19 protein-coding genes are annotated in these 19,434 nt (G+C 67.1%); 13 read left to right on the top strand and 6 right to left on the bottom strand.

What is annotated here, in order from left to right; genetic code table 11:
* The first annotated feature begins 38 nt into the window (after positions 1-38).
* From oleC to ACCQ12_RS01255, 3 genes are all read left to right on the top strand, one after another.
* Positions 39-1,691: an olefin beta-lactone synthetase gene (gene oleC, locus ACCQ12_RS01245; protein ID WP_372382741.1), complete on the top strand. Its 1,653-nt coding sequence runs from the start codon at positions 39-41 to the stop codon at positions 1,689-1,691.
* A 90-nt stretch (positions 1,692-1,781) separates the two neighbouring features.
* The gene (gene oleD, locus ACCQ12_RS01250) at positions 1,782-2,792 is read left to right on the top strand and encodes a 2-alkyl-3-oxoalkanoate reductase (RefSeq protein ID WP_372382742.1); all 1,011 of its coding nucleotides are present in this window, start codon (positions 1,782-1,784) and stop codon (positions 2,790-2,792) included.
* A gap of 64 nt (positions 2,793-2,856) precedes the next feature.
* Positions 2,857-3,015: a DUF1328 domain-containing protein gene (locus ACCQ12_RS01255; protein WP_003468167.1), complete on the top strand. Its 159-nt coding sequence runs from the start codon at positions 2,857-2,859 to the stop codon at positions 3,013-3,015.
* 113 nt (positions 3,016-3,128) lie between these two features.
* Here ACCQ12_RS01255 and ACCQ12_RS01260 read toward each other — a convergent pair whose 3' ends face one another.
* Together ACCQ12_RS01260 and ddlA are read right to left on the bottom strand one after the other, a co-directional pair.
* Complete coding sequence (locus ACCQ12_RS01260) at positions 3,129-3,611, bottom strand: GNAT family N-acetyltransferase (protein ID WP_104580223.1); 483 nt, start codon at positions 3,609-3,611, stop codon at positions 3,129-3,131.
* Complete coding sequence (gene ddlA / locus ACCQ12_RS01265; RefSeq protein WP_372382743.1) at positions 3,608-4,714, bottom strand: D-alanine--D-alanine ligase; 1,107 nt, start codon at positions 4,712-4,714, stop codon at positions 3,608-3,610. The genes ACCQ12_RS01260 and ddlA overlap by 4 nt, the downstream gene beginning before the upstream one ends.
* A 342-nt stretch (positions 4,715-5,056) precedes the next feature.
* Here ddlA and ACCQ12_RS01270 point away from each other — a divergent pair, with 342 nt between their 5' ends.
* From ACCQ12_RS01270 to ACCQ12_RS01285, 4 genes are all read left to right on the top strand, one after another.
* Positions 5,057-5,701 (top strand): ubiquinone biosynthesis accessory factor UbiJ, encoded by a 645-nt coding sequence (locus ACCQ12_RS01270; RefSeq protein WP_355606530.1) that lies wholly within the window; start codon positions 5,057-5,059, stop codon positions 5,699-5,701.
* Positions 5,698-7,371 carry a ubiquinone biosynthesis regulatory protein kinase UbiB gene (gene ubiB / locus ACCQ12_RS01275; RefSeq protein WP_047694421.1) on the top strand — a complete coding sequence of 558 codons (1,674 nt, stop codon included), beginning with the start codon at positions 5,698-5,700 and terminating at the stop codon, positions 7,369-7,371. Before ACCQ12_RS01270 ends, ubiB begins: the two co-directional genes overlap by 4 nt.
* A gap of 111 nt (positions 7,372-7,482) precedes the next feature.
* Positions 7,483-8,073, top strand: a complete 591-nt coding sequence (locus tag ACCQ12_RS01280; RefSeq protein ID WP_372382744.1) for an O-methyltransferase — start codon at positions 7,483-7,485, stop codon at positions 8,071-8,073.
* Positions 8,074-8,185: 112 nt separating this feature from the next.
* On the top strand, positions 8,186-8,959 hold the full coding sequence (locus tag ACCQ12_RS01285; RefSeq protein ID WP_372382745.1) for a pseudouridine synthase: 774 nt from the start codon (positions 8,186-8,188) through the stop codon (positions 8,957-8,959).
* 489 nt (positions 8,960-9,448) lie between these two features.
* Here ACCQ12_RS01285 and ACCQ12_RS01290 read toward each other — a convergent pair whose 3' ends face one another.
* A complete protein-coding gene (locus tag ACCQ12_RS01290; RefSeq protein WP_372382746.1) occupies positions 9,449-10,027 on the bottom strand; it encodes a DUF2059 domain-containing protein in 579 nt (192 codons plus the stop codon).
* Between the two features lie 56 nt (positions 10,028-10,083).
* Here ACCQ12_RS01290 and arfB point away from each other — a divergent pair, with 56 nt between their 5' ends.
* From arfB to lepB, 5 genes are all read left to right on the top strand, one after another.
* Positions 10,084-10,515, top strand: a complete 432-nt coding sequence (arfB, locus tag ACCQ12_RS01295) for an alternative ribosome rescue aminoacyl-tRNA hydrolase ArfB (RefSeq protein WP_047694425.1) — start codon at positions 10,084-10,086, stop codon at positions 10,513-10,515.
* 2 nt (positions 10,516-10,517) lie between these two features.
* Positions 10,518-11,147, top strand: a complete 630-nt coding sequence (locus ACCQ12_RS01300) for a lysophosphatidylcholine acyltransferase (RefSeq protein ID WP_039406796.1) — start codon at positions 10,518-10,520, stop codon at positions 11,145-11,147.
* A gap of 604 nt (positions 11,148-11,751) precedes the next feature.
* Positions 11,752-12,762: an isoaspartyl peptidase/L-asparaginase family protein gene (locus ACCQ12_RS01305; RefSeq protein WP_372382747.1), complete on the top strand. Its 1,011-nt coding sequence runs from the start codon at positions 11,752-11,754 to the stop codon at positions 12,760-12,762.
* Positions 12,763-13,062: 300 nt separating this feature from the next.
* Positions 13,063-15,231 (top strand): peptidyl-dipeptidase Dcp, encoded by a 2,169-nt coding sequence (dcp, locus tag ACCQ12_RS01310; protein WP_372382748.1) that lies wholly within the window; start codon positions 13,063-13,065, stop codon positions 15,229-15,231.
* A gap of 219 nt (positions 15,232-15,450) precedes the next feature.
* Positions 15,451-16,080 carry a signal peptidase I gene (lepB, locus tag ACCQ12_RS01315; RefSeq protein WP_372382749.1) on the top strand — a complete coding sequence of 210 codons (630 nt, stop codon included), beginning with the start codon at positions 15,451-15,453 and terminating at the stop codon, positions 16,078-16,080.
* A gap of 79 nt (positions 16,081-16,159) precedes the next feature.
* Here lepB and ACCQ12_RS01320 read toward each other — a convergent pair whose 3' ends face one another.
* Together ACCQ12_RS01320 and ACCQ12_RS01325 are read right to left on the bottom strand one after the other, a co-directional pair.
* Positions 16,160-17,086 (bottom strand): oxidoreductase, encoded by a 927-nt coding sequence (locus ACCQ12_RS01320; RefSeq protein WP_372382750.1) that lies wholly within the window; start codon positions 17,084-17,086, stop codon positions 16,160-16,162.
* Positions 17,083-18,111 (bottom strand): MBL fold metallo-hydrolase, encoded by a 1,029-nt coding sequence (locus tag ACCQ12_RS01325; RefSeq protein ID WP_372383529.1) that lies wholly within the window; start codon positions 18,109-18,111, stop codon positions 17,083-17,085. The genes ACCQ12_RS01320 and ACCQ12_RS01325 overlap by 4 nt, the downstream gene beginning before the upstream one ends.
* Positions 18,112-18,235: 124 nt before the next feature.
* Here ACCQ12_RS01325 and ACCQ12_RS01330 point away from each other — a divergent pair, with 124 nt between their 5' ends.
* Positions 18,236-18,868 carry a TetR/AcrR family transcriptional regulator gene (locus tag ACCQ12_RS01330; RefSeq protein ID WP_372382751.1) on the top strand — a complete coding sequence of 211 codons (633 nt, stop codon included), beginning with the start codon at positions 18,236-18,238 and terminating at the stop codon, positions 18,866-18,868.
* 143 nt (positions 18,869-19,011) lie between these two features.
* Here the strand turns inward: ACCQ12_RS01330 and ACCQ12_RS01335 are convergent, their stop codons facing one another.
* Positions 19,012-19,374, bottom strand: coding sequence for a VOC family protein (locus ACCQ12_RS01335; protein ID WP_104580367.1), 363 nt, complete (start codon positions 19,372-19,374; stop codon positions 19,012-19,014).
* Between the last annotated feature and the right edge of the window lie 60 nt (positions 19,375-19,434).

Here is a 19,434-nt window from a genome sequence, read left to right on the forward strand (position 1 = left end):
GCGGCCGGCACCGTCGGCGCATGGGTGATAATGCGGCAATGACTACTCTTTGCAATATCGCAGCTACCCTGCCGCAGCTGGCGCGCGAGCGCCCCGACCAGATCGCCATCCGTTGCCCGGGCCGCCGTGCCGCCAACGGATTTGCCGCCTACGATGTGACCTTGAGCTATGCCGAGCTGGACACGCGCAGCGATGCGATCGCCGCAGGCCTGGCCTTGCACGGCATCGGCCGTGGCGTGCGTGCGGTGGTGATGGTGCGGCCGTCGCCGGAATTCTTCCTGCTGATGTTTGCCTTGTTCAAGGCCGGCGCGGTGCCGGTGCTGGTGGATCCGGGCATCGACAAGCGTGCGCTCAAGCAATGCCTGGACGAAGCGCAGCCGCAGGCATTCATCGGCATTCCGCTTGCGCAGCTGGCGCGCCGTCTGTTGCGGTGGGCGCGCTCGGCGAAACGGATCGTCAGCGTCGGCGGCCGTTACGGTTGGGGTGGGGTGACATTGGCGCGCGTGGAGCGCGATGGCGCCGGCGCCGGAAGTCAGCTGGCCGACACTGCGCCGGACGATGTGGCCGCGATCCTGTTCACCAGCGGCTCGACCGGCGTGCCCAAGGGCGTGGTGTACCGGCACCGGCATTTTGTCGGGCAGATCGAATTGCTGCGCAACGCGTTCGGCATGCAGCCCGGCGGTGTGGATCTGCCGACGTTTCCGCCGTTCGCCCTGTTCGACCCGGCCCTGGGGCTGACCTCGGTGATTCCGGACATGGACCCGACCCGCCCGGCCACCGCCGACCCGCGCAAGCTGCACGATGCCATTGCGCGCTTCGGTGTCACCCAGTTGTTCGGTTCGCCTGCGCTGATGCGCGTGTTGGCCGACCATGGCCAGCCGCTGCCCAACGTACGCCTGGCCACCTCGGCCGGCGCGCCGGTGCCGCCGGATGTGGTGGCCACGATCCGTGCGCTGCTACCAGCCGATGCGCAGTTCTGGACCCCGTACGGCGCCACCGAATGCCTGCCGGTGGCCGCGATCGAAGGACGTACGCTGGATGCCACGCGCGCGGCCACCGAGGCCGGCGCCGGCACCTGCGTGGGCCAGGTGGTCGCACCCAACGAGGTGCGCATCATCGCCATCGACGATGCGGCCATTGCCGAGTGGAGTGGTGCGCGCGTGCTGGCCACGGGCGAGGTCGGCGAAATCACTGTCGCCGGCCCCACCACCACCGACACCTATTTCAATCGCGATGCGGCCACGCGCATCGCCAAGATCCGCGAGCGCCGCAGTGATGGCAGCGAGCGCATCGTGCACCGCATGGGCGATGTCGGCTATTTCGATGCCGACGGCCGCTTGTGGTTCTGCGGGCGCAAGACCCACCGCGTGGAAACGGCCATCGGCCCGCTGTACACCGAACAGGTGGAGCCGGTCTTCAACGTGCATCCGCAGGTGCGTCGCACTGCGCTGGTGGGCGTGGGCGCACCCGGGCAACAACAGCCCGTGTTGTGCGTGGAATTGCAGCCGGGCGTACCGGCGTCGGCATTTGCGCAGGTGCAAACCGACTTGCGCGCGCTGGGCGCGGCGCACCCGCATACCGCGGGCATCGCGCGTTTCCTGCGCCATTCCGGCTTTCCGGTGGACATCCGTCACAACGCCAAGATCGGCCGCGAAACGTTGGCAGTCTGGGCGGCGCAGCAGCGTGCGTAATCGGCTGCTGCGTGACACCGCTGCGTCGGCGTGTAGCGCCACGCGCGCGGGTAGTCGTTCTTCTTTACGTTCTTGCAATGGAGGTGGTGCGTGCGGATTCTGGTGACCGGTGGTGGCGGTTTTCTCGGTCAGGCCTTGTGCCGCGGGTTGCGTGCGCGTGGGCACGAAGTGGTGAGCTTCCAGCGCGGCGATTACCCCGTGCTGCAGACGCTGGGCGTGGGCCAGATCCGCGGCGACCTGGCCGACCCGCAGGCGGTGCGGCATGCCTTCGCCGGCATCGATGCGGTGTTCCATAACGCCGCCAAGGCCGGTGCGTGGGGCAGTTACGACAGCTATCACCAGGCCAACGTGGTGGGCACGCAGAACGTGCTCGATGCCTGCCGCGCCAACGGCGTGCCACGGTTGATCTACACCTCCACACCCAGCGTGACCCATCGCGCCACCAATCCGGTGGAAGGCCTGGGCGCCGACGAAGTGCCGTATGGCGAAGACCTGCGCGCCGCATATGCGGCGACCAAGGCGATTGCCGAGCGTGCGGTGCTGGCAGCCAACGATGCGCAACTGGCAACCGTCGCCTTGCGTCCGCGGCTGATCTGGGGGCCGGGCGACAATCACTTGCTGCCGCGCCTGGCAGCGCGCGCACGCGCCGGCCGCCTGCGCATGGTGGGCGATGGCAGCAATCTGGTGGACAGCACGTACATCGACAATGCTGCGCAGGCGCATTTCGATGCGTTCGATCACCTCGCGCCGGACGCTGCCTGCGCAGGCAAGGCGTACTTCATTTCCAATGGCGAACCCTTGCCGATGCGCGAGTTGCTCAATCGCCTGCTGGCGGCGGTGCATGCACCGGCAGTGACGCGCTCGCTGTCGTTCAAGACCGCCTACCGGATCGGCGCGGTGTGTGAAACGCTGTGGCCACTGTTGCGTCTGCCAGGCGAGGTGCCGTTGACGCGCTTTCTGGTGGAGCAGCTGTGCACGCCGCACTGGTACAGCATGGAGCCGGCGCGCCGCGACTTCGGCTATGTGCCGCGCATCAGCATCGAAGAAGGGCTCAATCGGCTGCGATCCTCATCTTCCAACGACATCGCCATCACCCGATAAAGACCGGCACATCCACAAGATACGTCTGCGCCGATTCGGCACGACAACTTTTGGAACCATTGCCATGCTGCATTACGCCATCATCTTCTTCGTCATCGCCATCATCGCTGCTGTCCTGGGCTTCAGTGGTATCGCCGGTGCGGCGACCAACATCGCCTGGATCCTGTTCGTGGTGTTCCTGATCCTGGCAGTGATCTCGATGTTCCGTCGCGGCAAGGTATAACGCCTAAACGCGATACGTCACGGCAGCGGCGCTGCCGATCGGCGCTCACATGGCCCGCTTCCGCAAGGAGGCGGGCCATGTGCGTTTTGGGCTGCGCGATGCAGTGCGCTGCGTTACAGCCGCTTTTCCAGGTAGCGCACCTGTTTGCCGCTGGCCAGTACCGCCTCGCCGATCGGTACGAACCCCAGCTGCTCATGCAGTGCCAGCGAGGCCGGATTGGGCGGCTCGATATTCACCTCGCACACCAATCGCAGGTGCGCTGCGGCGCGCGCCTTGCGGATGAGGTCGCCATACAGCTGCATGGCAAGGCCGCGCCGCCGCGCATGTGCGGCGATCACGATGCGGTCGACATAGACGAAGCGCGCAAAGCGCTCGGCCAGCCACGCGAAGTTGGCGTTGGCATAGGCGGCATCCTGATCCAGCGCAATCAACAGGCCATCGGCCGGCGCAACGACGCGCGCATGCCAGGCTCTGCGCAACAGCGCAGTCAGCCCGTCGGCATCGAGCAACGACAACTCGGTGGCATGTGCATTGTTGAGCGCAAGCAAGGCCGGTGCGTCGCACGGTTGTAGCGCGCGCAGGGGAGCGGCGGTCATGGGTGCGTGGGTAGCGCGCTGCGCAGCAACTGGTCGTCGGCATGCCGCTGCAATGCCAGGTCGATCAATTGCGTGATCAGGCTTCTGTAGTCCAGTCCACTTGCCTGCCAGAGTTTGGGATACATGCTGATGCGTGTGAATCCGGGCAGCGTGTTGACCTCGTTGATCACGATGCGCCCGTCCGCGTCCAGAAAGACATCCACCCGTGCCATGCCGGCACAGTCCAGTGCCTGATAGGCCTGCACGGCGACCTGCTGGATGCGCTGTTGCGTCTGTGCGTCGATCGCGGCGGGGATCACGATGTCGGCGCCATGGGCGCTGATGTATTTGGTCTGGTACGAATAGAACGCGTCGTGCACCACCACCTCGCCGCAGACACTGGCTTGCGGGGTGGCATTGCCGAGCACGGCGCATTCGATTTCGCGTCCGGCAATGGCCACTTCCACCAGCACCTTGTGGTCGTATGCCAACGCCAGGGCAAGCGCATCGGCGAAGTCCGCTGCGCTGCGCACCCGGCTGACGCCGACCGAAGAACCCTGGTTGGCCGGTTTGACGAACAACGGCAGCCCGAACCGCGCGATCAGCGCATCCACATCGGCGTGCGCGGCTGTGTGGCGGTTGAAGCACACGAACGGCGCCACCTCCAGGCCGGCATCGCGCAGCACGCGCTTGGCCATGTCCTTGTCCATTGCCAGCGCCGAGCCCAGCACGCCGGAGCCGACGAAGGGCAGGTTGGCCATGCGCAACAATCCCTGCAGCGAGCCGTCCTCGCCCAGGGTGCCGTGCACGATCGGAAACACCACATCGATCTGCGCCAGCGCCTGCTCCGACTCCACCGGGCGCAGCTGCGCCTGCTCGGCGCCGGGCAGCACCGCCACTGCGTGACCGCTGCGGTGCAAGGCGATCCGGCTCGGGTCGTCTGCATCGCGCAGAAAGCCGTCCTGCGCGCTCAGATGCCACTGGCCCTGCTTGTCGATGCCGATCAGCACCGGCTCGAAGCGCTGCGGGTCCAGCGCCTCCAGGACGTTGCGCGCCGACTGCAGCGAGACCTCGTGCTCGGCCGATTTGCCGCCGAAGATGAGACCGACCCGGATCTTGCGCATTGCCTGCTCCTGCCAACTGTTCGAGAAGGGCGCCAGCATGCCCGTGACCGGCCGGCCGAAGGAAGTCGGCAGATCGCGTGCGGCCGGCAAATCCGCACGGACGCCGCACTGCTCACCGCAGGGCGCGATGGCCGCAATGGGCCGCCCGCCCAGCGCAGCGAGTGCAGCCTGCCCACGCGCCGCCGCGCAGCGCCGGCAGGCCAGGCCCTCCAGGCAGCGACCGCTGCATCGATCGCTCCACCGCCAAGCAAGCGCGTGCCATGGCCAGCGCGGCGGCCTTCGGTGCGCAGCGCCCCACCATCGTCAGCCGGCTGCGACATGCAGGGACGGTAGAATGCGGCCATGCCCGGATCACTCTTCAATTCCCTCAAGCCGCTCGCCGGCCAGGCCCTGCAGGCCGCGCTCAATCGCGCGCTGGCGCTGGACCCGGATACCCGCGACGCCCTGTTGCCGCTGGAAGGCCAGCGCATTGCGCTGACCCTGGACGCGCCCGCGTTGGCCCTGCAGATCCGCGTACACGAGCGCCGGTTGCTGGTCGGCCCGGTCGACCCGGCGCAGGAGCCGGATCTGGCGGTGCGCAGCAGCCTGGCCGGCTTGCTCGGGCAATTGCCGCTGCTGGCCAATGCACGGCGCAGCGGCCCGCCGGCCGGCCGGCTCAAGGTCTCCGGCGACGCCGAGCTGGCGCGCCAGCTGCAACAACTGGCCGGGCGCTTCGACCCGGACTGGCAACTGCCCTTCGTGGCGGTGTTCGGGCAGATCCTGGGCGTGCAGATCGCCGGCGCAGTGCGTGCAGCGCTGCAGCAGGCGCGCCGCAGCGCATCGGACCTGGCCCATAGCGCGGCCGAATTCGTCACCGAGGAATCGCGCGACGTGGTGCCGCGTGCCGAGCTCGATGCCTTCTACGACGACGTGGACGAGCTGCGCGACGGCGTCGAACGGCTGGCCGCACGCGTGGCACGGCTGCGCGCGGCCGGAGGTGCCGCATGAAGGCGCTGTTGCGGGCGAGCCGCATCGGCCGGGTGATCCTGCGCTACCGCCTGGACGACCTGCTGCAGGGCAGCGCCGCCGAGCGCTGGCTGCGCCTGGCCAAACCGTTCGTGCCGCGTGCCAGTGCCGAGATCGCCGCGCAGTCGCGCGGTGCGCGGCTGCGGCTGGCGTTGCAGGAACTGGGCCCGATCTTCGTCAAGTTCGGGCAGATCCTGTCGACCCGGCGCGACCTGATCCCGGCCGATGTGGCCGAAGAACTCACCCTGCTGCAGGACCGGGTCAAGCCGTTCGACGGCGAGGCCGCACGCCTGATCGTGGAAGGCGCGCTCGGCCTGCCGGTCAGTGTGGCGTTCGCCTCCTTCGACACCGTGCCGCTGGCTTCGGCCTCGATCGCGCAGGTGCATGCGGCCACCTTGCCGCCGGATGCCAACGGCGTGCGCCGCGCCGTGGTGGTCAAGGTGCTGCGCCCGGACATCGAGCGCCAGATCGATGCCGACATCGCGCTGCTGCATTCGCTGGCCACGCTTGTCGAACGCACCCACCCGCGCGCCGACAAGATCCGTCCGCGCGAGGTGGTGGCCGAGATCGAAGGTACCTTGTCGGCCGAACTCGACCTGCAGCGCGAAGGCGCCAATGCCAGCGTGCTGCGCCGGTTCTGGGAAGGCTCGGACGATCTGTACGTGCCGGAAGTGATCTGGTCGCATACCGCCGAACGCGCGCTCACGCTGGAGCGCGTGTACGGCATTCCCTCCGATGACATCGTCAAGCTCGATGCCGCCGGCATCGACCGCAAGGCGCTCGCGGCCAAGGGCGTGCGTGTGTTCTACACGCAGGTGTTCCGCGACAACTTCTTCCACGCCGATGCGCACGCCGGCAACATCTGGGTCGATTCGGACCCGGAGCGCCGCCTCAACCCACGCTTCATCGCGCTGGATTTCGGCATCATGGGTCAGCTCTCGCAGGAAGATCAGTACTACCTGGCCGAGAACTTCATGGCGATCTTCCACAAGGATTACCGCCGTATGGCCGAGCTGCACGTGGAGGCGGGCTGGATGCCGTCCAACGTGCGCATCGACGAGCTGGAGGCGGCCGCGCGTTCGGTGTGCGAGCCGTATTTCACCCGGCCGTTGTCGGAAATCTCGCTGGCGCAGGTGCTGATCAAACTGTTCCGCGTGGCGCAGCGCTACGAGCTGACCCTGCAGCCGCAATTGATCCTGCTGCAAAAGACGCTGCTCAATATCGAAGGCGTGGGCCGGCAACTCGATCCCAAGCTGGACATCTGGGCAGTGGCGCGGCCGGTGCTGGAGCGCATCCTGCGCGAGCGCTACAGCCCGCGCCGGGTGCTGGGTGAGTTGAGCAAGCGCCTGCCGGAAATCATGACGCACGCACCGGACATGCCGCGCCTGGTACATAGCTGGTTGAAGCAGCAGGTGGAAGGGCGGCATCAACTGGAGATCCGCTCGGCCGAGCTGCGCGCGCTGGATGCGAGCCTGCGCAAGCTGCAGACCCGTGTGGTCACCGCCATTACCGGCAGCGGGCTGCTGGTGGTCGCCGCGGTGCTGTACGGCCTGCACCCGGATGGCTGGTACCTGGGCACGGTGCCGGTGTGGAGCTGGATCAGCGGCGGCGCCGGCTCGGCCGCGCTGCTGGTGGCGTGGCTGCGTCGTTAGGCAAGGGGCTGCGCCAGGGCGCTCATCCGTCGGATGTCGGCGGTGCGGCGGCGGTGTGCCAGGTGTGCGGCGGTCTTGCCGCCACACCGGCAGCGGGCAAGGAGTAAGGGCGTGGCGAGCGATCTGCAGGCATTGAAGGACGAGCTGGCGCGCTTTGGCAGCGCCAACGACGCGCGCGAGTCCGCGCGCGACCGGCGCATGCTCAACATCACCCCGGACACCGGTGCCTTGCTGGCCGTGCTGGTGCGTGCCACCGGCGCGCGCCGCGTTCTCGAAATCGGCACCTCCAACGGCTATTCGACGGTGTGGCTGGCCGAGGCGGCTGCGGCGATCGGTGGGCATGTCACCACCGTGGAGCTTGCCGCCGACAAGGTGGCCCTGGCGCAGGCCACGCTCGCACGCAGTGGCTTGGCGGCGTCGGTGGATGTGGTGCACGGCGACGGTGGCGCGTGGCTGACGCAGGCAGCCAGCGCCAGCGTCGACCTGGTCTTCCTGGATTCGGCGCGCGACGCGTATGTGCGCTGGTGGCCGGCACTGCGCCGCGTGCTGCGCCATGGTGGCCTGCTGGTGGTCGACAATGCGCTGTCGCACGCCGACGAACTGGCGCCGTTCACCGCGCTGCTGGCTGCCGATCCGGCGATCACCTGCAGCGCGGTGCCGGTGGGCAACGGCGAATTGCTGGCGGTGTGCGGCGCGGCCTGAGTGTGCACCGCTGGCCTGCCACGGCCTCACGCCTGAAGGTGTAAGGCTGGCGTGCGCCACATGCTCTGCCGGTGCCAGGGTGCGTTCAACGGCGGAGCGGCGCCGCGACGCGATGGCATGCCGCGGCCACCGCGCGGATAATCCGCCGGTGAGCACATCCCCCAAGCATCTGCAGATTCTCTACCAGGACCCTGTCCTGGCCGTCGTCGACAAACCCGCGGGCCTGATGGTCCACGACAGCAAGCTGGCGCGCGGGGAGGACGACTTCCTGGCCGACCGCCTGCGCGAGCAGTTGGGCAAGCCGATCTTTCTGGTGCACCGGCTCGATCGGGCCACCAGCGGCTGCCTGCTGCTGGCGTTCGACCGCGACAGCGCCAGCGCGCTGGGCAAGGCCCTGATGGCGGGCGAGGTAGATAAAAATTATCTGACCGTCTGCCGCGGCTGGCCGGCCGAGGAGCGCTTCATCGTCGATCACGATCTGGATGGCGGCCCCGGCAAACCGGTCAAGAAGCCGGCGGTGACGCATTTCCAGCGTCTGGCCACCGGCGAGCTGGAGATCCCGTCCACCGGCTTTGCCACCTCACGCTATGCGTTGTTGCGCTGTCAGCCGCAGACCGGCCGCTTCCGGCAGATCCGCCGGCACATGAAGCACCTGTCGCATCACATGATCGGCGACACCAGCCATGGCGATGGCCGCCACAACCGCAGCTTCCGCATGCTCGGCATCCACCGCATGTTGCTGCACGCCGAACAGCTTGAATTCCCGCATCCGGCCGACGGCAGGCGCATCAGCATCACCGCGCCGCTGGATGCGGAATTCACCAAGGCGTGTGCGTTGTTCGGCTGGGACGTGGCGCAATTGCAGGCGATGCCACTCGCACAGTGATGCGGGGGTGCCCAGCGGTCTGTCGATGCCGCAGTGGCGATCGGCAACGCGTCCGGCGAACCGTACCCTCACCCCAATCCCGCACCGCGCCCCGGCCCGCGCTAGCAGCGCGGGCGCTCCAAGGCACGCGCGCCGATGGCGCACAAGCGCTGCCTTCTCGCCCCCGTAGGAGATGGGCTTATATGCGCGAGCCGTTGTCGTCCACAGCGCAGGCGCGGCCGCGCGAGCCAGCGCTTCCCTTCTCCCCGCCGGGAGAAGGTGCCCCGCAGGGGCGGATGAGGGTACGGGCGAAGCCTCGCGCAGTTGAACAACCCGAGGGCTTCGCCCCGTACCCTCACCCCAACCCCCGCTGCGCGCCCCGGCCCGCGCAAGCAGCACGGGCGCTCCAAGGCACGCGCGCCGATGGCGCGCAAGCGGTGCCTTCTCGCCCCGCACGGAGAGGGGCGAGAGCTGCGCTCTTACGAATCTCCAATCCCCAATCCCCGCCCCTCAGGGCCTCTTCGCCGGCGCCGGCTCGTTGACGATCTTCTCCAGATCCTTCTGCAGATCGGCAAACAGCGGCAGCATCTTCTGCTGGATCGCGCCCATCAGGTTCTGGGTCAGGGCCGGGGTCTTGTCGAGCAGGCTCTGGCCGGCCGAGCTCTCGTAGAACTCGGCCATCGCCAGCACGTCCTCGCGCGAGAACGAGCGCTTGTAGATATCCACATACATCGGGCGCAGCTCCGACCACGACAGGGCCTTGCGCACGGTCTGGCGGGTGCGCTCCTGGATGCGTTGCAGCTGCGCCTGCTGGTCGCCGCTGAGCTGGCGCTGCGCGGTGAGCTGGGCGAACTGCTGCTGCTGCATCGCTTCGATCTGCGGCAGCATGGTGTCCAGCATGGTCTGAGCGCGCGAGGCGGCCAGCAGACGGTTGACGTCGGCATCGCTGGGCGCCTGCGCCAGCGCGGCAGGGGCCGCCACGGCCAGCAGGCCGAGCAGCAGCACCCGGCGGGCGAGGCCGCGTGCGGCAGCAAGCGAAAAGGAAGGTGTCATCGGAGCATCCTGCAAGCGGGGAACCGGCAGCAGCATACGGGAAGCCGGCGTTCGCGCGCGCGTCCACGCTGCTGCCGATACAATCGGCGCGTATGGCCAGCGACCCGATCCAGATCACCCCCAGCCTGACGATTCCGCCCAGCGAACTCGTCGAACGCTTCGTGCGCGCCAGCGGCGCGGGCGGGCAGAACGTCAACAAGGTGTCCACTGCGGTGGAGCTGCGGTTCGACGTGGCCGGGTCGCCGTCGCTGCCCGAGCCGTTGCGGGCGCGGCTGCTGTCGCGGCGCGACCGCCGCATGACCGCCGAGGGCGTGCTGGTGATCGATGCGCAGCGCTTCCGCACCCAGGACCGCAACCGCGACGATGCGCGCGAGCGGCTGGCCGAGATCATCAGCGCGTGCCTGTCGGTGCCCAAGCGCCGGGTCGCCACCAAACCGAGTCACGGTGCCAAGCTGCGGCGGCTGGATGCCAAGCGTGAGCGCAGTCAGATCAAGCGTGGACGCTCTGCGTCCCACTGGGAGTAAGCGTGAGTCAACCCGACCCGTCGTTGCCACCGGTAACACAGGCCAACATCCTGCTGCAGCCATCCCCGCCCAGAATGCCGCGTGCGCACGGCCGTTTCGGCCGCTGGCTGGGCCGTACCGCCCTGCGCCTGACCGGCTGGCGCCTGCTCGGGCGGCTGCCCGACGAGCCCAAGCTGGTGATGATCGTGGCGCCGCACTCCTCCAACTGGGACGGCTTCCTGGGCTTTGCCGCCAAGTTCGCGCTCGGCTTCGAGGTGCGCGTGCTGGGCAAGGCGCAGCTGTTCTGGTGGCCGCTGGGCCCGCTGCTGCGCAAGCTCGGCGGCATCCCGCTGGACCGCAGCTCGCCGCAGGGCACCATCGGCCAGGCGGTGCGGCTGATCCGCAATTCCGAACAGATGTGGTACGTGATCACCCCCGAAGGCACGCGCAAGCGCGTGGAACACTGGAAGGCCGGTTTCTGGAAGATCGCCTCCGATGCCAAGGTGCCGATCCTGCCGGTGTACTTCGATTACCCCAGCAAGACCGTGGGCATCGGCGAGCCGTTCTGGACCGGTAACGACATGGCCGCCGACATCGCCGCGATTCGCACCTGGTACCGGCCGTGGCGCGGCAAGCATCGCGACACGTTGTAGCTAGCGTGGTGTGCATGTGCCGATGTGCCTTGCCCAGAGGTGCTGGACCAGACATAAGAGCAGCGGACAAGTGAGGGCTCTTGTATGAGGCCGCTTCTTCCTTCGTGACTCAATGGCGCTACCTACCCAGACAAAAGGCCGAGGGTTCAAACGCGTAATGGGGGACAGATTGTTCGAAGTTCTGGAATCCGTGCGGGATGAGGCATCGTTCGTGCGCTTTGCTGAGCTCCTGGCGGCCGATCGTCGTTCGGCAGATTCTCTTGCAGTGACTGTCGATGGGTTTCGGGGAGAATGGGCTAATCAGTCAATTGCCGACTTTCTGGAGGCAGCGTCCGCGTGGGCGACCAGCTCATCTTTCGGCGAGCTGCCTGGACCCAAGCCAAGCAATCCTTGGCACGCATTTGCTCTATTTCTATGGGCTGGGCGCGGTTATGAGTAACGCAGCTAATGCTTCATTCAAGCCGACAGCGTTTCGTGTTGCTGCCTTACCCAGGGCGTTTTCGATAGGGCAGGGAAGCGTGCATGAGACGAGACTGGCTTGCTCATGACACCTTGCGCAGTGCCAGTGTCGCCATTCACTGCCATGAAGGTTTGAGGAAACACCATGATCGCTTCGTCCACCCGCGCGTTATTGCTGTCCTTGCTGCTGTGTACCGGCCCGACGCTCGCAGCCACGCCGATGCTGGTCATCCACGGCGGCGCGGGCGTAGAGAAATCCAGCCTCTCACCCGACGAACAAGCCCAGGCACGTGAGGCGATGCAGCGCGCACTGCGCGCCGGGCACGCGGTGTTGAATGGTGGCGGCAGCGCGGTGGATGCGGTGGCCGCCACCATCACCGTGCTGGAGGATGCACCGCAGTTCAATGCCGGTCGCGGTGCGGTGTTCACCCACGACGGCAAGAACGAACTGGATGCGGCGATCATGGACGGGGCCAGCGGCAAGGCCGGTGCGATCGCCGGCGTGCACACGGTCAAGAATCCGATCCAGCTGGCGCGCAGCGTCATGGACCGCTCCAGGCACGTGATGCTGGTCGGCGAGGGCGCCGAACAGTTCGCGCGCGAGCAGGGCATCACCCTGGTGGACCCGAGCTACTTCCGCACCGACAAGCGCTGGCAGCAACTGCAGAAAGCGCTCAAGGCCGAAGCCGGCGACCGCCAGGCCCAGGCCGCGCTGGAGCTGGAAACGGCCAAGCACTTCGGCACCGTCGGCGCGCTGGCGCTGGATCGCGGGGGCCATCTGGCCGCCGGCACCTCCACCGGCGGGATGACCAACAAACGCTATGGTCGCGTGGGCGATGCGCCCATCATCGGCGCCGGCACCTATGCCAACAGCCAATGCGCGGTGTCGGGTACCGGCTGGGGCGAGTTCTACATCCGCGCCGTGGCCGCCTACGACATCTGCGCACGCATGAAATACGCCGGCCAGTCGTTGCAACAGGCGGCCGAGACGGTGATCGATCAGCAGATCCCCGCCGCCGGTGGCGACGGCGGCGCCATTGCACTGGACGCGCAGGGCAACGTGGCGTTTCCGTTCAATACCGAAGGCATGTACCGCGGCTGGATCGGCGCCGACGGCAGCCCGCATGTGGCGATCTTCAAGGACGAGACGCTTTGAGGGAGCACCGCGCGCCGGCACGGTGCGTTAGCTGTCCCGCAGCGCTACCACCGTCGGAACGGTACCGATGGCCAGCTTTCGCTCCTGTCGCCGCATACCACCGCTGCTTGCCTGGCTCGCCGCCTCGTCCTTCTCCCGCACGCGGGAGAAGGTGCCCGAAGGGCGGATGAGGGCCACGCACCCTCGGCCGCCTCTGTCCGAACATCGCCATTCATTAATCCCCCAGCCAACGGCACATGCCGGCGCCGCCCAAACCCGCTAGCGTGGCCGGCTGCACTACCCACTCAGGAATCACACGCCATGTCGCGTACCGTCGTTCTGGCCGCTGCCATCACCCTGGCGCTGGCCGCTTGTTCTGGAAAAGAGCCATCCGGTAAGGAGTCCACCACCGTGCCCGAGAAGACCGCCACCGCCCCGGCTGCGGACGCTGCACCGAACCCGTTGCTGACCGCCAGCACGCTGCCGTTCCAGGCGCCGCCATTCGACAAGATCAAGGACAGCGATTATCTGCCGGCCTTCGAAGAAGGCATGCGCCTGCATCTGGCCGAAGTGCGCAAGATTGCCGACAACAGCGAGCCGCCCACCTTCGACAACACGATCGAAGCACTGGAGCGCAGCGGCGAGACGCTGACGCGCGTGTCGCGCATCTTCTTTGGCCTGGTGCAGGCCGATACCAGCGATGCGCGCCAGAAGATCCAGGAAGAGATCGCGCCCAAGCTGGCCGCGCACGAAGACGAGATCAACCTCGATCCCAAGCTGTTTGCGCGCGTCAAGACCATCTACGACCAACGCGACACGCTGAACCTGGATCCGGAACAAAAGCGCCTGGTCGAGCGCGACTACGAAAACCTGGTACGCGCCGGTGCGCAGCTCTCGGATGCCGACAAGGACAGCCTGCGCAAGCTCAACGTGGAAGAAACCACGCTCTCCACGCAATTCCATACCCGCCTGGTGGCCGCCTCGGCCGCCGCTGCGGTGGTGGTGGACGACAAGGCCAAGCTCGATGGCCTGAGCGAAGGCGACATTGCCGCCGCCGCCGAAGCGGCCAAGGCGCGCAAGCTCGATGGCAAGTATCTGCTCACCCTGCAGAACACCACCCAGCAACCGGTGCTGGCGTCGCTGAAGAATCGCGAGCTGCGCGCCGAAGTGTTGAAGGCGTCCGAAACGCGTGCGGAAAAGGGCGATGCAAACGACACCCGCCAGACCATCCAGCGCCTGGCGCAGCTGCGCGCACAAAAGGCCAAGCTGCTCGGGTTCGACAGCTATGCGGCCTACAGTCTTGGCGACCAGATGGCCAAGACTCCGGCCGCCGCGCTGAAACTGCTGACCGACACCGTGCCGGCTGCCACCGCCAAGGCGCGCCGCGAAGTGGGCGAGATGCAGAAGGTGATCGATTCTCAGAAGGGCGGCTTCAAGCTCGCCGCCTCCGATTGGGACTTCTACGCCGAGCAGGTGCGCAAGGCCAAGTACGACCTGGACGAGTCGCAGATCAAGCCGTACTTCGAGCTGGACAACGTGCTGCAGAACGGCGTGTTTTATGCCGCCACGCAGTTGTACGGCATCACCTTCAAGCAGCGCACCGATATCCCGACCTACCACGCCGACATGAAGGTGTATGAAGTCTTCGATGCCGATGGCACCTCGATGGCGCTGTTCTATACCGACTACTTCAAGCGCGACAGCAAGTCCGGTGGCGCATGGATGGACGTGCTGGTCGAACAGGACGGCCTCACCGGCGCCAAGCCGGTGGTCTACAACGTGTGCAACTTCACCAAGCCGGCCGCGGGCCAGCCGGCCTTGTTGAGCTTCGACGATGTGACCACGCTGTTCCACGAGTTCGGCCACGCGCTGCATGGCATGTTCTCCAAGGTGAAATACCCCTCGATCGCCGGCACCAGCACCTCGCGCGATTTTGTTGAATTTCCCTCGCAGTTCAACGAACACTGGGCCTCGGACCCGGCCGTCTTCGCCAACTACGCCAAGCACTACCAGACCGGTGCGGCGATGCCGGCCGAGCTGGTGGAGAAGATCAAGAAAGCCAAGACCTTCAACAGCGGCTATGCCACCACCGAGTACCTGTCGGCTGCGCTGCTGGATCTGGCCTGGCACACCCAGCCTGCCGATGCCCCGCTGCAGGACGTGAGCAAGTTCGAAGCCGATGCGCTCAAGCGCTTCAAGGTGGACCTGGCCGAAGTGCCGCCGCGTTACCGCAGCACGTACTTCGACCACATCTGGGGCGGCGGTTATTCGGCCGGTTACTACGCCTACTTCTGGTCGGAAGTGCTCGATGACGATGCGTTCGAATGGTTCAAGGAAAACGGTGGCCTGACCCGCAAGAACGGCGACACCTTCCGCGCCAAGATCCTTTCGCGCGGCAACACCGTCGATCTGGCCACGCTATACCGCGATTTCCGCGGCAAGGACCCCAGCGTCAAGGCGCTGCTGGAAAACCGTGGCTTGACCGAGTGAGTGATCGAAACAGGTGGTTGCACGGGTAATGTGCAGCCAGCATCGAAGCGGGATGGCCATGTGCCATCCCGTTTTCGTTTGCGCGGGCCGCAACACATCGCAGTTGCGGCTGAGCAAGCAGATCAACGGGGCCATGCCTTTCGTCACTTCCGTGCGCCCGCCACCCACGCGCATTGTCGGGGAGAGCCAACGCGGCTCCCCTGATCGGACAGGTCTGCCATGAACCCATCGCATCCCGCACGCTCCCGTGTGCAGCGCGCCGCACAGTGGTCGCGCAAGGAACTGTTGCCACTGCTCGTCATGCTGGTGCTATTGACCGCCGCGCGCTCGTCGTTCGCCAATCACTACCAGGTGCCCACCGGCTCGATGCAGCCCACCTTGCAGCCGGGCGACCGGGTGGTGGTGGACATGCACGCCTATGGCTGGCGCGTGCCTCTGAGCAACCGCATCGTTGTCGATGGCGAGCAACCGCAGCGCGGCGAGGTGGTGGTGTTCGATTCTCCGCGCGATGGCACGCGCCTGATCAAGCGCGTGGTGGCGGTGGCCGGCGACCGTGTCGACCTGCGCGATGGCCATCTGTCGATCAACGGCCAGCCGTTGCAGGGCGATGGCGACGGTGCGCACGAACGCTTTGGTGCGCGTGTGGCGCAGCTCGACCTGGATGCCGGTGGCGGCCCGGACCTGCACGCGGTACAGGTGCCGGCCGGCAAGCTGCTGGTGGTGGGCGACCATCGCGGCAACAGCCTGGATGGTCGCTATTTCGGCTTTGTCGATGCGGCGGCGGTGTATGGCAAGGCGGTGGCGGTGTATTACCGGCGCGGTGACGGGCTGGAGTGGATCCGGCTGTAAGCCGCGCCCGATTGCTCCCCCGTCGCTGCATGCAAGCAGGCACGCTTACCGGCGGCGCAGACCACGGCTACGCCTGAGCTCAGAACGCCACACCCGCCAGCGTGCAGGAGGTCTCCCACAGGCGCGCAGCCACGTGGCGGTCGTGGGCCTGGCGGGCGATCTTTGCCGGGGCCGGGTCGCCTTTGAGCTCGAACAGGCCGTCCGGGCCGTAATACCCGCCGCCCTGTGCCTGTGGCGCGGTGGCGGCATATAACGTGGGCAGTGCGCCGGCCGCCGCCGAGTGGCTGAGATAAGGCCTCAGCAAGGCGGTTGCCGCGCCAAGCGCCGTACGGCGCTTGGCGGCCGGCCCGTTGGCGATCAATGCGGTCCGTGCAACGCCGGGATGCGCGGCGATTGCGCGCAGCCCCCAGCCCTGCGCATCGCTGCGCCGCTGCAGCTCCATGCTGAACATCAGCATCGCCAGTTTGGATTGGCCATAAGCCTTCCAGGGGCGATACGGGCGCTCGGTCTGCAGGTCGTCGAAATCGATGCGGGCCTGACGGTGGGCCAGGCTCGACAGGTTGACCACGCGTGGCGCTGCGGCCGCACGCAACAGCGGCAGCAGCTTCGCGGTGAGCGCGAAGTGCCCGAGATAATTACTGCCGAACTGCAGCTCCATGCCGTCGGCGGTGGTCTGCCGCTGCGGCGGGGCCATCACCCCGGCGTTGTTGATCAACAGATCCACCCGCTGCTGGTACGCGGCAAGCCGATCGGCAAACGCGCGCACCGATGCCAGTTGTGCAAGGTCCAGGGTTTCAACGCGCACCGCGGCGTCGGGATGCGCGGCAAGCAGTGCCTGCCGGGCGGCCTCGCCCTTGGCGGCATTGCGCGCGGTCAGCACCAGGCTGGCGCCGGCACCGGCCAGGGCCAGCGCGGTTTCATAGCCCAGCCCACCTGGGCTGGCACCGGTAATCACGGCCACCCGCGCCCGCTGCGGGGGCAGGTTGGCCAGCGTCCAACGGCTCACCGCGCCACCGCCAGGCTGTCGGGCAGCGCGCGCCACCAGCGTTCGCCGGTGGCCGGGCGGCGCAGGTCCACGCGCTCGCCCATGTGGGGGGTGGCCAGCGGTACCTGCGCGTCCGCGGCCAGGGCGACGATGCGCTCGAACGGCTCGGTCCACACGTGCAGGGCCAGATCGAAGGTGCCGTTGTGGATCGGCAACAAGGTGCGGCCGCCTACGTCCAGAAACGCCTGCAGGCTCTGCTCCGGTTGCATGTGCACGTCTGGCCACATGTGGTCGTAGGCGCCGTTTTCGATCAGCGCCACATCGAACGGCCCCAGCCGCTCGCCGATTGCCTTGAAGTGCGGGCCGTAGCCGCCGTCGCCGCTGAAGAACACGCGCAGGTCGTCCTGCTGGATCGCCCACGAGCACCACAGCGTGCGATCGCGGTCGAACAGGCCGCGCCCGGAAAAGTGCCGCGACGGCGTGGCAGTGAGCGTAACGCCGTCGATCTGCACCGACTGCCACCAGTCCAGCTGGCGCACCTTGGCCGGATCCACGCCCCAGCGCACCAGCAGGTCGCCCACGCCCAGCGGCGCCACGAACACGCCGACGCGGTCGGCCAGCGCGGCAATGGTGGCCCGGTCCAGATGGTCGTAATGGTTGTGCGACAGGATCACGCCAGCCACGGGCGGCAGGTCGTCCAGCGCAATCGGCGGGGCATGGAAGCGCTTCGGTCCGGCAAACGCAAATGGCGAGGCGCGCCGGGAGAACACCGGGTCGGTCAGCCACAGGCCGCTCCCCAGTTTCATCAACACCGTGGAGTGACCGATCCGGAACAGGCTGCGGTCCGGCGCGTTGTGCAGGTCCGTGGCGGTCAACGGCACAATCGGCAATGCCTGCGACGGCACCGTGCGCGCCGGCTTGTTGAACAGCACCTGCCACAGTAGCCGCAGGCCTCCCAACACGCCGGGAGTGCTCAAGGTGGTGGGCAGCGCGTTGCGGAACCGCCCATGACGAAACTGCGGCGAAGAGGCGTATGGCAGTGGCAGGGATTGGGTGGGCACGACGGTATCCGGCGTAGAGGTGGTGTATCGAAATATTGGAAACACGAAATACACTACACAGTGTAGTTTTATTTTAGGAAATGTAAACCGCCCGGTGTAACATTGCGCCATGTCCAGTTCATCCGATTCGGCGCCGGCGCCGCAGCGGCTCACCGACCGCAAGCGTCACGCCATCCTGGAAGCGGCCGGTGTCGAGTTCCGCCAGCATGGCTTCGAAGCCACCAGCATGGACCGCGTGGCCGCGTCCGCAGGCGTGTCCAAGCGCACCGTGTATAACCACTTCCCCAGCAAGGACGTGTTGTTTGGGGAGATCCTGCGCGGCTTGTGGCAACGCAGCGCCGAGGCGGTGAGCCTGGCCTACCGCCCCGACCAAGCATTGCGCACGCAGTTGACGCAATTGCTGCAGCAGAAATTACGCCTGCTCGACGACGCGGCATTTATCGATCTGTCGCGCGTGGCGATTGCCGAAGGTATCCACTCGCCCGAGCGCGCACGCGCGTTGCTGGCCCAACTGGGCAGCAAGGAAGAGGGCACCACCACCTGGCTGCGCGCCGCACTGGCCGATGGCCGCCTGGCGGCGGTGGACCCGGACTTCGCCTCGCAGCAATTGCAGGCGCTGGTCAAGGGATTTGCGTTCTGGCCGCAGCTTGCGCTGGGGCAGCCGCCGCTGACGCCGGCCCAGCAGGTGCAGGTCGTCGAATCGTCGGTGGAGATGTTTCTGGGGCTTTACGGGCGCGAATGAGCGGCCGGGGGCGAACCGGCGTCGGCTATTGAAGGACATGGGGCCGGCAACGCTGCAGCGCAGGTTGCCGGCTCACGGCGGCCGGATGCAGAAGCCTTCGCCGCACCACGTGGCCTGGGCCGGAGCATGCCCGGCAGGCCAGGTCACGCCTCGGCCAGCTCCTGCGTCCATACCGCCAGCGCGTACCCGTCGGGGTCGGTGAAGTGGAAACGCCGCCCGCCCGGGAATGCGAACACCGGGCGGGTGATGGTGCCGCCAGCGGCTTCGATGCGTGCCTGCGAGGCCGCCAGATCGTCGGAGGCCAGAACCACCAGTGCGCCACCCGGCTGCGGGGCTGCATGGAAGAAGCCGCCGCTCAGGCGGCCATCGCGGAATTCGCAATAGTCCGGTCCGTAGTCCTGAAACGTCCAGTCGAACGCTGCAGCGTAGAAGGCCTTGGCGGTGGCGATAGAGGCCACGGCAAATTCCAGATAGTCGATACGGTGATGCTGTGCGCTGTGTTGCATGGCGATGTCCTCGCGGTCGGTGGCTGCACAGCGTGCCCTGCGCAGCGACCCGGCGGCTTG

The sequence above is a fragment of the Xanthomonas sp. NCPPB 1068 genome, from assembly GCF_041479385.2.
In the GTDB taxonomy this organism is placed as follows: Bacteria; Pseudomonadota; Gammaproteobacteria; order Xanthomonadales; family Xanthomonadaceae; genus Xanthomonas; species Xanthomonas cannabis.